We start from the raw sequence: 13,752 nt of genomic DNA, 5'->3' as shown, positions 1-13,752 counted from the left end.
CACCCGCCGCTGGACGCCGGCGCGCTTTTTTCTCAATTGCTTTCTTTCGCGAACGCAACCGCAATCACCACGTTCATCTGCCGCGGCGGCTTCTCGAAAGGCACGCTGGACTGCGCGGCGCGCAGCGCGCTTTCGTCCAGCGCCGCATGGCCGCTGCTGCGCTGCACCGCGAGCGAGCCCGCCAGGATGTCGCCACTCTCCGTGAGCGTGAAGCGGATCGCCGGCGCGCCGACATGGCCCGCCTCGCGTGCCTCGGACGGATAGACCAGCCTCGACTGCACCGCCTTCCTCAGGCTCGCGAGGTACTGCCGCAAGACGCTCGCGTCGGTCTCGCGCGCACGCACGGTCTGCCGGGCGCGATCTTCCTCGGCGCCGAGGGGCTGCGGTGCCGCAGCCACCGCAGCCGCGGGCGGGGCGGGTTCCGCCGGCTGCGCGGGAACCGACACCGGGCTCGGTGCTGCCCGCGGAGGCTCAGGCGCCCTCTCCCGAAGCTCTTTGCGTACGGGCTGCCTCGGCGCAGGCACGGGCTTCACCGCGGCTTGGCGCTCGGGCTGGGGTTGTGGCTGTGGGTGTGGCTCAGGCTCCGGTGCGGGCCTTCCCGCCTGCTGCTGCTCGACCTGCCGGTTGCCCACCAATCCGAGCAGGTCGACCACGAGCTGTTCGCGCGGAGGCGGTGGCGGCCGTGGCGGCGCTGAGGCGCGTCCAAGCAGCAGCCACGGCAACAGCACCAGCGCATGCAGCAGCAGCGAGATGCCGAAGCCGACCGCCAGCACCAGCCGCACGCGCTGCACCGGCGGCGCACCGGTCATCGCTTGCCGGCCTCCGTCTGCACGGCCACCTTGGCAAAGCCCAGTTGCTTCAGCACGTCGGCCACATCGATGAAGCGCTGCAGCTGCACCGTGCGGTCGGCGCGCAGCAGGAATGCGGTCTGCCGGTCCAGCGGCGCGAGCCTGGCCTTCAGCGCGTCGGTGTCGACCGCCTCGCCGCCGAAGTGCACCGTGCCCGCCGCGTCGATCGCGATGGTCTGCGTGTGCGCCGTGTCCGACCGGCTGGCGCTGGCCTGCGGCAGGTTCACCGGAATGCGCCCGCTGGCGATGAAGCTCGACGTCGTCAGCACGATGGTGAGCAGCACCAGCATGATGTCGACGAAGGGGAGCATGTTCATGCTGTCAATCGGCTTGTCGGTCACGCGCGATCTCCCATTCGAGGATCAACACCTGCGCCTTGCGCAGCAGCGTGTTGTAGAGCGCCACCGACACCAGCGCCACCGCCAGCCCCACGGCCGTGGCCTTCAGCGCGAGCGCCAGGCCGACCATGATCTTGCCGCTGTCGATCGCGCTGTCCTGCCCCATGTTGTAGAAGGTCAGCATGATGCCGAACACCGTGCCCAGCAGGCCCAGGTAGGGCGCATTGCTGGCCACCGAGGCAATGACGAAGAGCTTGCGCGTGAGCACCAGTTCGAGCGACTTGATGTCGCGCACGGCGTGGGTGTCGATGCTGCGGTACAGCCATGCACGCTCGATGCCGATGGCCACCACCACCACACTGAGCACCACCAGCAGTCCGATCACGCCGTAGTCGATGGCGGCTGTGAGCCAGTTCGCGTTCATTCGGTTTTCCTTTCTTCTCGGGCCATGTCAGAAGAGCACGCCGGCCTGCAGCAGCACGCGCGTCCTGCCGTCGCGCGCGAACTCCTGCGGCCGCGCGCCCGCAGCCCGCGCCACCTGCACGCGTGCGAACATCGACCGGTAGCGCGCGGAATAGCCCACGCCCACATCGGACAGCCGCACACCGTTGCCGGCGGCGTCATTGCTGTTCTGCTGCCAGGCGCGGCCCACGTCCGCGAACACACCCAGCGAATGCACGAGGCCTTCCTGCGCGGGCAGCGCATACCGCAGCTCGAGGTTGAACAGGTAGCCGTTGTCGCCGCTCACCCACTCGCGGTACGCCTTCACGCCGCCGGGCCCCGAGATGCCCATCTGCTCGCTGCCGTCGAGGTTCCTGTTGCGCAGCGCCTTCTGCAGGCTCAGCGTGCCGTTGGCGCTCCAGTCCTTCGCGAGTTCGAGGCCGGCGGCCAGCCGCAGGTTGAGCCGCGCGAAGCTGCCCAGGGTGTTGGCGCAGGCACAGTCGACCGCCCGCTGCGCGGGATCGTCGATGCCGAGGTGGCCCCAGGTCAGCCCCGCGCTCAGGTTGGTGTAGCCGGCGCGGCCGAAGACGTTGCCCCAGGCTTCGTGCTGCGCGCCGAAGGTGGCGACCTTGACGCGCCTGTCGCTCACCGAGTCGACCGCGCCAATCTCGTCGCGCAACTGGCGGGCCGCGAGGTTCAGGCTCAGCGACAGGTTCTGCTCTCGGCTGCGCACCAGCGGGTAGCTGAACGTGGCCTCCACCGTGTGCGCGCGGCCGCGGGCTTCGAGGTCGCTGTAGTCCGCGCCCAGGTGGTAGCTGGTGCGCGACGCGGCCAACTCCACGCGAAGGCCATTGGCGGCCAGCGGCAGGCTGTAGGCCAGCCGGGCGTTGTCGAGCCCGCCGCCCTGCGCGCCCATGAGGTTGAACGACAGCTTGTCCGCGATGCCGAAGGGCGAGTTGATGTCGAGCCCCGCGCTGAGCCGGTTGCGGCCGGTGTAGCGCGAGCCGTGGTTGTCGCCGGCCACGTAGCCGCCGACGCGCGGCGCCTCGCCCACGTCGATGTCGAAATCGGACGTGCCCTGCGCCTCGCCGGGCGAGACGGTGAGCCGCGGCAGCGTGGCACCGGGCATGTCGCTCACGAGCAGCATCGCGCGCTCGAGTTCGGCGCGAGAGACAGGGGCAACGGGCGTGACGGCGGCGGCGCGCTGCCCTCTCACCGAAGCGAACACGTCACCCAGCACGCTGTCGCGCACCAGCGAGCGGTTCTTCAGCGCGAAGTTGCCGTAGGTGCCCACGAGCACGCGGATCACCAGCGTGCCGCCGCTGGCGTCCTGGCGCGGAACGTAGGCACGCGCCACGAGGTAGCCGTGGGCGCGGTAGAGCGCGGAGACCTTCGCCGCGGCCTGCTCGATTTCGGCCATCGACAGCGCGCGGCCCTGGTAGGGGTCGAGCGCCAGCTGCAGTTCGGCCTGCGGCACGAGCTCGGCGCCCTCTTCCACGCGGAACGCGCGCACCGCCAGGGTCTCGCCGGTGGGCAGGTTCATGGGGCGCTCCTGCGGCGCGTCTATCACCGGCGCGGGAGGCCTGGCGGGCGCGGGCGGGCGCGGCGGTTGTTGCGCCTCGCGCACGGCGTCGCCGATGCCGTAGCTGGGCAGCGGCAGCGCCTGGCCATGGCTGTCGATGGCGCAGAGGCACAGTGCAAACAGGGTGGCGAGTGCGTGGGGCGGAAGACGGGAAGACAAGGCGCGGGAAGTCGGGTTCATGTCACGGCGGAAGAATCGGAAGATGACGGAGATGACGGAGATGACGGAGATGACGGAGATGACGGAGATGACGGAGATGGCGGAGGATGAAAGGCGCGAAGCACTGCCCGCAGCCCGCGTGCGAAGCGGCCCCGCGAAGGGCGCGCTTCCTGCGCGAACGCGATGCCTGGCTAGGGCTTGCGGACCGGCGCTGTGGACGCTGGCGGTGCGGCCTCGTCCTCGAGGTCGAAGACCTGCCCGTCGACTTCGATGCGCTGCACGTTCGCCGAGAAGTTGCGCCGGTCGGCAAAGACGATGTGGTCCGCGATGGCAACGGGCCGGGGGGCCAGGCTCGCGGTGGTGGTGAGCACGGGGCGCTCTTCGGCTTGCCGGCGGGCGTCGGCTTCGGCGGCCGATGCGAGGCGCGCGCCGGCATCGGCGCGGGCTTGCAGCTCGGCGGCGCGGGCTGCGGCAAAGGCCAAGGCCTGCGCTGCGGCCGTGGCGTTGGCGGTGGCCTGGGCGGCCTCTTCTGCGGAAGCCCGTGCCGCGGCCTGCACGGCGGCTTCCGCGGCGGCTGCCTCGGTTGCGGCACGCCCTGCGGCCTCGGCTACGGCACGCGCCGCCGCTTGCGCCTCGGCCTCGGCCGCCACATCGCGGTAGCTGCTGTTGGTGACGGTGCCCGTGCCTGTGTTGCTTCCGACCAGGGCACCGGGGCCGCCGCTCTCGGTCACGACCCTTCCGGTGGCAAACGACTTGTCGATCACGCCACCGCGGAATTCACCCACCAGCCCGCCCGTCACGTTGTCGCGGCCCGTCACGTCGCCGCTGGCACGCGAGTCGGTCACCGTGCCGCCCCCCATCAGCCCGACCAGGCCGCCAGCCGCGTTGGAGCCCGTCACATGGCCGCTCGCCTCGGAGCCCGTGATGGTGCCGGAGTGGCCGCCCGCCAGGCCACCCGCGTTCTCGCCCGTGACATCGCCCGAGGCGCGCGAACCGGAGATGGTGCTGCTGTCGCTGTTGTAGCCGACCAGGCCCCCCGCGTAGCTGCCGGCGCCGCCCTTGACGTCGCCGCTTGCATTGGAGTTGCTGATGCTCGCGCCGGTGCCGCCGCTGCTGCCGACCAGGCCACCGGCGAATCCCGAAGAAGCCGTCACCGTGCCGCTCGCATGCGAGCCCGAGATGGTGCCCGCGCTGTTCTCGCCCACCAGCCCGCCGAAGTTCGGGGAAATGGCGCCCACGCGGGCGCCGCCGGTGACGTTGCCTGTGGCATAGGAGTCGACGATGCGCCCGCCGGAGATGTTGCGCCCCGCCAGGCCGCCGATGTTGCCCTGCCCGCCCGTGACGTCGCCGGTGGCATACGAGTTCGTGATGAGGCCGGTTGCGCCCCCGGTCAGCCCGACCAGCCCGCCGACCGTGATTGCGTTGTCCGACACCGTCACGCGGCCGGTTGCATATGAATTGGCGATCGTGCCGTTGAGGTTGCCGCCGGCCAGCCCGCCGATGGAGCCGTTGTTGAACTCGAACGCATTGAGGGCCGTCACGTTGCCCGTGGCATGCGAGTCGGCGATGCGGCTGGCCGCGCCGCTGTTCTGCCCGACGAGGCCGCCGATGCTGCTGTAGCCCTCGTAGAGCGACGAGCCCGTCACGGTGGCGGTGGCGTACGAACGCTCGATGGTGCCGTTGTTCACGCCCACCAGCCCGCCCACGCTGCTGGCGCCGGTGACGGCACCGCTCGCCCACGCCTGGCTGATGCGCCCGGCACTCACGCCCGCGAGTGCGCCGACCCGCCCATAGGCGCTCACGCTGGCGTTCGACAGCCCGATGTCGCGCACGATGCTGCCGCTTTGCGCCGTGCCGATCAGGCCCGTTTCAACCAGGCTGGGGCCGCTCGTCTGCTTCGGCTCCGCGATCGTCAGGTTGGCGATCGTGTGGCCCAGCCCCGCCAGCGTGCCCGACAGCTTCGAGACCACCGTGTTGGCGTAGGTCTTGCCCGACGCATCGAGGTTGCCCGCCAGCGCGTAGCGGCCCGCCGCGACGCCACCCGCATCGTCGATGGCCTCCAGGTCGCTCATGCTGTGGACCAGCGTGTAGGCGTTGCCGTTCATGGCCAGGCTCGCATTCGCACCGCCGAGGGTGACCGACACGCCGTGGTCGGTGTCGATGCGGTAGTCGCCGCCGTAGTTCAGCCTCAGTCCCGCGTTCGCGCCGGTGGCCGTGATCGGCGCGTTGATGCGGATGTCGTTCGTCGCGCTCAAGGTCAGCGCGGTGTCGGCCGACCAGCTGACGGCGTCGTTGACGTGGATGTGGCCGTCCGCGCCGTTGCCGCCGGTCGATTCGATCGCGATGTTGTTGTTGCCCAGCAGCGCGCCCAGCGTGGTGCCGCGGATGTCGCCGCCCGCGCCGATGGTGAAGCCGTCGGGGTCGAGTGTCCACGTGCCGGTCTTGCCGTTCGCGGCCCGGGTGGCGACGCTGGCGTCGTCCGCCACCTTCACGCTGCGGCCCGAGGTCTCGATGGTGCCGCCGTCGCCGCGCACGGGCGCCGATGCGTCGAGCGTGCCGCCCACGCTGGCCGTGCCGCCGTAGGCATGCACGACGATGTCGCCCTTCAGGTCGTCCAGCGTGCGGGCCTGCACGATGCCGCTGTTGTTCACCTGGCTGCCCAGCAGGTCGTCGGCGGCCCTGGCGGTGAGGAACACCTTGCCGCCGTCGGCCTGCACGGCCCCCTTGTTCTCGACGAGTGCGTTCAAGGTGCCTTCGTCGATGCTCACGCTCACCAGCGAGTCGCCGTTGAAGTTGAGGCTGATCTTCTCGCCGCTGGCGAGCGCCACGGTTCCCTTGGTCGCCACGATCACGCCCTGGTTCGACACCGTGCCGCCCAGCAGCGCGACGTAGCCGCCGCTGGCCGCGGTGAGCGTGCCCATGTTGACGACCGAGCCCGAGCCGCCGCTGCCCTTGAAGACGTAGCGGCCGGCCTCGAAGTCGGCGTTGTCGAGGTCGAGCGTGCTGGCCACGAGGCCGGCGGTGTTCACGCTGCTGCCCCTTGTGAACAGCACGCCGCTGGCGTTGACCAGGAACACCTTGCCGTTGGCGTTGAGCACGCCGTCGATCACGCTGCGCTCGTTGCCGACCACGCGGTTCAGCGTGACCGCGGAAGCATTGGGCTGGTTGAAGTTCACGGTCTCGCCCGCGCCGATGCTGAAGCCCTGCCAGTTGATCACCGCGCGCTGCGTGCCCTGGTCGATGTGGGTGACGCTGCCCGTGCGCGTGACGGCCGCCACGCCGCCGGCCACGCTGGCGCCCTGCGGCGCGGCCCAGCCCGGCGATGAATAAGAAAGCAGAAGCGCCGAAATGGCGAAGGAGACTTTTGTTTTAAACAATCCCGCGCAGGGATGTTGACCGGACGGCGCCCTCTTCATTTATCCACCTTCTTCGTTATATTTCTGCGAGTATAGCGACCGCTTAACTTTTTGTTTCTCGGTGCAAACCAGCGGCGCGCATTCCAGGCATGCAACCCGATTTCTTATGCGCTCTATATGCCGGCAAATATACGGCGCAAATCAGATTCATCAAAAAAAAGAAGAACAGGGAGAAATTCATTCGACTCGCCCGAATTGCGTTTTTATTCGAAACGCACCACGGCCCATTTAATTCAACGAGGAGAAACCGTGTCCCAAACAGTATCGAAACAGACAATCAGGAAAATCGCATTGAGTGTTTCAGCCAGCGTGCTGATGCTGGCCGCGCCCGCCACCTGGGCGCAAACGGTCACCGTGGCGGTGGCTGCGAACTTCCAGGGCGCGTTGAACCAGCTCATCGACGCCTATGCGCTGGCCGGCCTGCCGTATTCGGGGACCTCGTTCACCGTGACGTCGGGCGCCACCGGGGATTTCCAGACCGCCATCGGCACCGCCTTGTCCTCGCCCGGCGGCACCACGCCCTATGACCTGTTCTTTGCGGCGGACGACACCACGCCGGCCGCATTGCGGACCAGCTATTCCAGCGTGGTGCAGGTGCCGTTCCGCTATGCGGAGGGCAAATTGATCCTGTGGTCCAAGTACGGTGCGAACGTGAGCAGCTCGGGCTCGGGCGGCTTTCCCAGCCCCGCGAGCTATGCCTACGCCAATGGCCAGGTCGCGATCGCCAACCCCACCACGGCGCCCTATGGCACCGCCGCGCAGCAGGTGCTGACGCGGGTCAATGGCATCACCTACCCCAGCGGTTCGTACGACGCCAAATTCACGCAATATTCGACGATCGGCACCACCTATAACGCCGTCAATGCCAGCACCGGCGCAACGGCATATCCGAACATGGGCTTCGTCGCCAAATCCCAGGTGTGCAATGGCGCGGGCGCGGTCCGTTCCCTGACGGGCAGCTATTTCGAATACACGCCGGCCACCGTCAACGGCAATCCGCCGCATGACCGCCTGCTTCAGGACGCCGTGGCCATTCGCGGGCGCAGCGGGTCGAGCAATGCCGCGGTCGACGCGTTCATTGCCTACCTGGCGAGCACCGATGCGCGCAACATCATCCTGAACAACTGCTACGTGCTGTAGCCCGCCTCGGTCATCGGTCGCGCGCGGATAATCGCCGACCGATGATCGTCCGACCCCGCCCCCATTGGCTGCGCATGCTGTTCGTATGGCGTGGCTCGGTCTTGCTGGCCATCTTGCCGCAGCTGCTGTGGACCACCGCCTTCGCCGTGCTCGTGACCGTGCTGCACGGCCGGGTGTTCCAGTGGAAGGTGCCGCTGAATTTCGTGCCCTTCTCGCTCATCGGCCTCACGCTGGCCATCTTCCTGGGCTTTCGCAACGGCACGAGCTACTCGCGCTACTGGGAGGCGCGCACGCTGTGGGGTGCGCTGCTGAACGAAACGCGCTCGCTGGTGCGGCAGGTGCTCACGCTGGCCGATGCGCCCGCGCAGGCCAACGTGCCCACGCTGCGCCTCATCGCCTTCGTGCATGCGCTGCGCCACCAGCTGCGCGGCACCGACTCCGCGGCCGACCTCGCGCGGCTGCTGCCGCCCGAAGACTGCACGCGCCTGCAGGCCGTGCGGTTCAAGCCGGCGGTGCTGCTGCTCATGGTGGGCGAATGGATGCGCGGCCAGCGCCAGGCCGGCCGGCTCGACCCGATGCTCGCCCAGTCGATGGAAGTGCCGCTGGGCCGCCTCACCGAGGCGCTGGGCGGTTGCGAGCGCATTGCGAGCACGCCGATTCCGTTCACCTACTCGGTGATCATTCACCGCACCATCTACCTGTACTGCGTGCTGCTGCCCTTCGGGCTGGTGGACGCCATCGGGCCGATGACGCCGGTGGTGGTCGCCTTCATCGCCTACACCTTCTTCGCGCTGGAGGCGCTGGGCGCCGAGATCGAGGAGCCCTTCGGCACCGAACCCAACGACCTGGCGCTGGACGCGATGTCCCAAATGATCGAGTCGACGCTGCGCGAGATGATGGGCGAGCCGCAGCCGGGCGCCAAGGCAGGCGCCGCGCAGGCGGCGTCCGCCCCCTACATCCAGACCTGAGCCGCTGGCTCAGCCCTCGCCCGGCGGAAAGTCGGCGCCCAGCGTCGCCGACTCCCACGCATCGAAATCGCCGCGCATGAACTCGAGCTTCTTGCGCGCCAGGTCGAGCGCCGCCTTGCCCAGCACCAGCCGCAGCGGCGGGTTGTCGGACAGCGCGGCATCGATGATGGCCTGCGCCGCGCGCACCGGGTCACCGGCCTGGTTGCCGCTGCGCGCCGCGGTCTGCTTGCGGCGCTCGCCCGCCGTGGCGTCGTAGGCCTCGATGCGCGTGGCCGACTGCTTGATCGACGGCCCCGCCCAGTTCGTGCGAAACGGCCCCGGCTCGACGATCAGCACGCCGATGCCCAGCGGCCTGACCTCGATGGCCAGCGACTCCGAGATGCCCTCCACCGCGTACTTGGTGCCGTGGTAGTAGCCCGTGGCCGCAAAGCTCGACAGCCCGCCGATGGACGACACGTTCACCACCAGCCCGTTGCCCTGCGCCCGCATCACGGGCAGCACCGCCTTGGTCATGTCGATGAGCCCGAAGACGTTGGTCTCGAACATGTCGCGCACTTCCTTGTCCTCGCCCTCCTCGATGGCGGCGAGGTAGCCGTAGCCCGCGTTGTTGACCAGCGCATCGATGCGCCCGAAATGCTGGCGCGCCTGCGCCACCACGTGCTCGACCTGCTCGCGCCGCGTGACGTCCAGCGGCAGCACCAGCGCGCGCTCGCCGTGGCCTTCGGCAATGTCGGCCACCTGCGCCGCGTTGCGCGCCGTCACCACGGCGCGCCATCCGCGCGCGAGCACCAGCTTGGCGAGTTCACGGCCGAAGCCGGTGGAACATCCGGTGATCAGCCAGACGGGGTCGGTTCGATTCATCATGCGCAGGACTCCATGCAAGGGTGGAAACAAGACGACAAGGGCGCAGAGGCTACGCCCGATGAATGACCCTGTCCCGCGCGCGAGAACCGCACGGCACCGCACCATGCCGCGCTCAGAGCATCTTCAGTTCCACCCGCGACAGCCCGCGCAGGTGGCGCGGCCCCAGCCGCGTGTCGTTGGCGGAAATCAGGCAGATGCGCCCGAGGTGCGCGTCCAGCGGCTCGGCGTTCTTCTCGTACAGCACCAGCGCCTTCTCGCCGATGGTGCTGTTGTAGAGCTCGTTCCAGCTGAACACGGCCTGGTAGCCGTCGCCGCCCTGCGCCACCACCACGCAGCGCTTGAGTTCGGAGCGCGGCCGCTGCGACAGCCCGTGCGCGTCGAGCACGTCGACCAGCCGCGCGCCCGCGTAGCTGTCGACCTGTGCCACGGGGCGGCCGGAATAGCAAAGGACCTGGGTGGGGCCGAGGTCGTGCCGGGGCAGGCCCTGCAGCGCCTCCAGCGTCAGGAAGCCGGGCCTGGGCAGGCCCGCGACCTGCAGCAGTTCGGCGTTCGCGATGGTGCCGGGATTCATCGTCGCTCCGGGGTGGAGAAGCTGCGCATTGTGCGGCAGCGGGCCGGCCGCCGCGATCCGCCAAAGCGTATGGGTTGTATCCGGACATGCATGACGCCGGCCGGCTCCTGTCCGCCGGGCGCCACGGCGCTCAACCGAAGGTGAACGCGAACGCCTCCGCGCCCGGGTCGAGAAACTCGATCTCGAAGCGCCGGTCGGCCACCTCGCCGCGCTGGCGCACCAGCTGGTAGAGCCGCTGCCCGTCGATGGTGCCCAGGCCCTGCGCGTCCACGTCCATGCCGTGGTCCTCGCCGGGCGGCTTGCCGTCGATCGTCACCTTGATGCGAACCGGGCGCCCGTCGTGTGCCGAGCCGAGCACCAGGTGCAGGTCGCGTGCGTGAAAGCGGTAGGCGATGCGGCCCTGCGCCTTGCCGAGCACGGCGCTCTGCTCGCCCACGGTCCAGTCGCCGCCCAGCGCCCACTGGTTGGCCTGCAGTTGCCCGGGCACGGCATACGCGTGCGGCTTGCGCTGCACCAGGCCGCCGGCCGACGCGAAGTTCTCGGCGCGGCCGTAGCCGATGTAGGTCTCGGGCGACTTCACGTTCGCGCTGTCGGCGGCGGCCTGCGCGCCCTGCGCCTCGACCTTCACCAGGTCGCCCGCCGCCGGCGCCTGGCCCGCCTCGGCCAGCAGTTGCCGGATGACCTGCTCCGACTGGTCGTACGCGCCCTCGCCGAAATGGTGATGCCGGATGCGGCCCTGCGCATCGATGAAATAGTGCGCCGGCCAGTACTCGTTCTTGAACGCGCGCCAGATCGCGTAGTTGTTGTCGACGGCGACCGGGTAGCCGACCTTCAGGTCTTTCACGGCCTTGCGCACGTTGCCGATGTCCTTCTCGAAGGCGAACTCCGGCGCATGCACGCCGATCACCACCAGCCCCTTGTCGCGGTACTTCTCGGCCCAGGCCTGCACATACGGCAATGCGCGCAGGCAGTTGATGCAGGAATAGGTCCAGAAGTCGATCAGCACGACCTTGCCGCGCAGCGCCTCCATGGCCAGCGGCGGCGAGTTGAGCCACTGCTCGGCGCCGTCCAGCGAAGGGCCCTGGCCTTCGGCGGGCAATGCCTCGGCGGCCTTGTCCGCGGACATCATCGCGTTGTTGGCGGCCATCATGGCGTTGCCCGGGGCCATCGTGGCGTCGGCGCCGGCCATCATCACCGCCGAATCGGGGCCCGTGGCAACCACCGCGGGCGCCTCGGCGGAGTTTTCGGCCGCCTTCTTCGGCCGCACCTTGTCGATCAGCGCCTGCTCCACCGAGGACGTGCCCGCCACCGACAGCTGCGCCAGCACACCGGTGTCCAGCCCCAGCGCGATGGCGGCCACGCCGCACAACAGCGCCGCGCCGATGCCGCGGCGGATCCACTCGCCGGCGCCCAGCGACTTCTTCATTGCCTTGAACAGGCGCCCGCCCACCAGCAGCGCGGCCGCCAGCGAACTGGCCGCACCCGCCGCATAGGCCAGCAGCAGCAGCGAGGTCTGCGCGCTCGCGCCGCCCAGCGCCGCGCCGGTCAGCACCAGGCCCAGGATCGGCCCCGCGCACGGCGCCCACAGCAGGCCCGTGGCCACGCCCAGCAGCACCGACGTGACGAAGGACGAGCGCTGCCCGCCCGCCGCATCGCCGCCGGCCGAAGCCGACAGCCGTTCACCCCAGCTCACCAGCGGCCGCGTGAGCCGCTGCGCCAGCTGCGGAAACAGCAGCGTGACGCCGAACAGCGCCATCAGCACGATCGCCGCCATGCGGCCGTACTGGTTGGCCTGCACCGCCCAGCCGCCGCCCACCGCGGCCAGCGAAGCCACGCCCGCGAAGGTGAGCGCCATGCCGAGCAGCAGCGGCAGGCCGTTCTTCAGGAACGGCTGGTCGCCGCGCGCGAACACGAAGGGCAGCACCGGAAGAATGCAGGGGCTGAGGATGGTCAGCACCCCGCCCAGGTAGGCGACGAGGAAAAGGAGCATGGCGAAACGGCAGGCAGGTCAGTGAAAGGTCCGGGTGCTCCGGGGTGGTCCCGGGGGCCGAGGGATCAGGCAGCGCCCGCGTTGAACTTCATGGCCATCCCGTTCATGCAGTAGCGCAGGCCGGTGGGCTTCGGACCGTCGTCGAACACATGGCCCAGGTGGCCGCCGCAGCGGCGGCAGTGCACCTCCGTGCGCGTCATGCCGACCGAGCTGTCGACCTTCTGGCCCACCGCGTTCGGCAGCGGCTGCCAGAAGCTGGGCCAGCCGGTCTTGCTGTCGAACTTGGTCTTCGAGGAGAACAGGTCGAGCGCGCAGCCCGCGCACACGAACCTGCCCTCGCGGTGCTCGTCGTTCAGCGGGCTGGTGTAGGGCCGCTCGGTGCCGTCCTGGCGCAGCACCGCGTACTGGTTGGGCGTGAGCAGCTTGCGCCACTCGGCATCGCTGCGGCTGACTTCGAACTTGCCGTTCTCGGCCGCGTGCGCCAGGCTGGCGCTCCAGCCGAAGGCGTTGACGACGGCCAGGCCGAATGCCGAGGTGCCGGCCTTGAGAACGAAGCGGCGTGCGGGATGGTGGTTCATGGCGAGTGGCTCCTTGAGGTGATGACCTGAGTACGCAGCATCGGTGTATACGGATGTGCATAGCGAAGGACGTGCCATCCGCCGGGTTCAACGCTGCGTCTCATGCAACGTAGTTCGGGCGCTTCGCGCAGAAGGTTACGCCCCCGGCCGCCGCGCCTTCAAAAAAAGGAGCAGCGGCGGCGGCGCAGATGCCAGGCGCCAGACACCAGGTGCCAGGCGTCAATCGGCCGGGCGCATCCGCTCGGCCAACGCGGTGCTGCCGCGCGCCTGCAGCGCATCGGCCGCGCCGGCGCGGTCGCGCAGTTCCTTGTTCTGGCTGAGCTTGAACTTGCCCACCAGCGACGTGAGCGCCACCTCGATGCCCACGATGTTGCGCAGCAGGCTGTCGATGTACTCGGGCGCCGAATCGCCCATCTTCCATGGCATGGGCTCGCCGGCTTCGTGGCGCCGCGTCAGGCGCGCGACGATGCGGCGCACGAAGCGCTCGTCGTCATGCACGCTCAGCACGCCGTGCGCATGCACCACCTCGTAGTTCCAGGTGGGCACCTGGCGGTGCGCCTCGTGCTTGGTGGGGTACCAGCTGGGAGAGATGTAGGCCTGCGCACCGCGAAAGATCACCATCGCCGGGCTCCCCGAGGCGCAGCGCTGCCACAGCGTGTTGGAGCGCGCGACGTGGGCCAGCAGCAGGCCGTGCGCGCCCTCGTCGGGATCGAACTCGAAAGGCAGGTGGTCCGCGTCGAAGCCGTCGGCCCCCTGGGTGACCAGCGCGCCCAAGGGGTGCTCGCGGATGACGCGGTGCAGTTGCACGGGGTCGGTTTCGGCGAAGTGTGGGGGGATGTACATCGGGAGCGGTCGTG

At 69.4% G+C, this 13,752-nt stretch carries 12 protein-coding genes; 2 read left to right on the top strand and 10 right to left on the bottom strand.

Translation table 11 applies throughout. From position 1 onward, the window contains the following. Positions 1-32: 32 nt before the first annotated feature. From BM004_RS24100 to BM004_RS24080, 5 genes are all read right to left on the bottom strand, one after another. Entirely contained in the window at positions 33-809 is a 777-nt protein-coding gene (locus tag BM004_RS24100) for a TonB family protein (protein WP_093217533.1), read from the bottom strand. Then, positions 806-1,165, bottom strand: coding sequence for an ExbD/TolR family protein (locus BM004_RS24095; protein ID WP_218152721.1), 360 nt, complete (start codon positions 1,163-1,165; stop codon positions 806-808). Before BM004_RS24095 ends, BM004_RS24100 begins: the two co-directional genes overlap by 4 nt. 4 nt (positions 1,166-1,169) lie before the next feature. Continuing rightward, positions 1,170-1,610: a TonB-system energizer ExbB gene (gene exbB, locus BM004_RS24090; RefSeq protein ID WP_093130912.1), complete on the bottom strand. Its 441-nt coding sequence runs from the start codon at positions 1,608-1,610 to the stop codon at positions 1,170-1,172. A 27-nt stretch (positions 1,611-1,637) separates the two neighbouring features. Further along, positions 1,638-3,368: a ShlB/FhaC/HecB family hemolysin secretion/activation protein gene (locus BM004_RS24085; protein WP_093217531.1), complete on the bottom strand. Its 1,731-nt coding sequence runs from the start codon at positions 3,366-3,368 to the stop codon at positions 1,638-1,640. A gap of 191 nt (positions 3,369-3,559) precedes the next feature. Then, complete coding sequence (locus tag BM004_RS24080) at positions 3,560-6,745, bottom strand: two-partner secretion domain-containing protein (protein WP_177206590.1); 3,186 nt, start codon at positions 6,743-6,745, stop codon at positions 3,560-3,562. 288 nt (positions 6,746-7,033) lie between these two features. Here BM004_RS24080 and BM004_RS24075 point away from each other — a divergent pair, with 288 nt between their 5' ends. Both BM004_RS24075 and BM004_RS24070 read left to right on the top strand, forming a co-directional pair. After that, on the top strand, positions 7,034-7,924 hold the full coding sequence (locus BM004_RS24075) for a substrate-binding domain-containing protein (protein ID WP_177206589.1): 891 nt from the start codon (positions 7,034-7,036) through the stop codon (positions 7,922-7,924). Positions 7,925-7,965: 41 nt separating this feature from the next. Beyond that, positions 7,966-8,892: a bestrophin family protein gene (locus BM004_RS24070; protein WP_093217523.1), complete on the top strand. Its 927-nt coding sequence runs from the start codon at positions 7,966-7,968 to the stop codon at positions 8,890-8,892. Between the two features lie 9 nt (positions 8,893-8,901). Here BM004_RS24070 and BM004_RS24065 read toward each other — a convergent pair whose 3' ends face one another. The 5 genes from BM004_RS24065 to BM004_RS24045 all read right to left on the bottom strand — a co-directional run bounded on the left by BM004_RS24065 (position 8,902) and on the right by BM004_RS24045 (position 13,738). Further along, entirely contained in the window at positions 8,902-9,756 is an 855-nt protein-coding gene (locus BM004_RS24065; RefSeq protein WP_093217521.1) for an oxidoreductase, read from the bottom strand. Between the two features lie 112 nt (positions 9,757-9,868). After that, positions 9,869-10,327, bottom strand: a complete 459-nt coding sequence (locus tag BM004_RS24060) for a hypothetical protein (RefSeq protein ID WP_093217518.1) — start codon at positions 10,325-10,327, stop codon at positions 9,869-9,871. Between the two features lie 130 nt (positions 10,328-10,457). Then, positions 10,458-12,317 (bottom strand): cytochrome c biogenesis protein DipZ, encoded by a 1,860-nt coding sequence (locus BM004_RS24055; protein WP_093217516.1) that lies wholly within the window; start codon positions 12,315-12,317, stop codon positions 10,458-10,460. A 65-nt stretch (positions 12,318-12,382) separates the two neighbouring features. Next, complete coding sequence (msrB, locus tag BM004_RS24050) at positions 12,383-12,895, bottom strand: peptide-methionine (R)-S-oxide reductase MsrB (RefSeq protein ID WP_093217513.1); 513 nt, start codon at positions 12,893-12,895, stop codon at positions 12,383-12,385. Between the two features lie 219 nt (positions 12,896-13,114). Then, positions 13,115-13,738, bottom strand: coding sequence for an FMN-binding negative transcriptional regulator (locus BM004_RS24045; RefSeq protein ID WP_093217511.1), 624 nt, complete (start codon positions 13,736-13,738; stop codon positions 13,115-13,117). Positions 13,739-13,752 lie beyond the last annotated feature (14 nt).

Source organism: Variovorax sp. OK212 (assembly GCF_900112425.1).
In the GTDB taxonomy this organism is placed as follows: Bacteria; Pseudomonadota; Gammaproteobacteria; order Burkholderiales; family Burkholderiaceae_C; genus Variovorax.
The sequence above is the reverse complement of the archived record's forward strand: the minus strand, read 5'-3'. Positions and strand labels throughout refer to the sequence as shown.

What these genes read in the sequence shown, in the direction of transcription:
- BM004_RS24100 (WP_093217533.1), bottom strand. Translation starts at nt 809, where the DNA reads ATGACCGGTGCGCCGCCGGTGCAGCGCGTGCGGCTGGTGCTGGCGGTC.
- BM004_RS24095 (WP_218152721.1), bottom strand. Translation starts at nt 1,165, where the DNA reads ATGAACATGCTCCCCTTCGTCGACATCATGCTGGTGCTGCTCACCATC.
- exbB (WP_093130912.1), bottom strand. Translation starts at nt 1,610, where the DNA reads ATGAACGCGAACTGGCTCACAGCCGCCATCGACTACGGCGTGATCGGA.
- BM004_RS24070 (WP_093217523.1), top strand. Translation starts at nt 7,966, where the DNA reads ATGATCGTCCGACCCCGCCCCCATTGGCTGCGCATGCTGTTCGTATGG.
- BM004_RS24065 (WP_093217521.1), bottom strand. Translation starts at nt 9,756, where the DNA reads ATGATGAATCGAACCGACCCCGTCTGGCTGATCACCGGATGTTCCACC.
- BM004_RS24060 (WP_093217518.1), bottom strand. Translation starts at nt 10,327, where the DNA reads ATGAATCCCGGCACCATCGCGAACGCCGAACTGCTGCAGGTCGCGGGC.
- BM004_RS24055 (WP_093217516.1), bottom strand. Translation starts at nt 12,317, where the DNA reads ATGCTCCTTTTCCTCGTCGCCTACCTGGGCGGGGTGCTGACCATCCTC.
- msrB (WP_093217513.1), bottom strand. Translation starts at nt 12,895, where the DNA reads ATGAACCACCATCCCGCACGCCGCTTCGTTCTCAAGGCCGGCACCTCG.
- BM004_RS24045 (WP_093217511.1), bottom strand. Translation starts at nt 13,738, where the DNA reads ATGTACATCCCCCCACACTTCGCCGAAACCGACCCCGTGCAACTGCAC.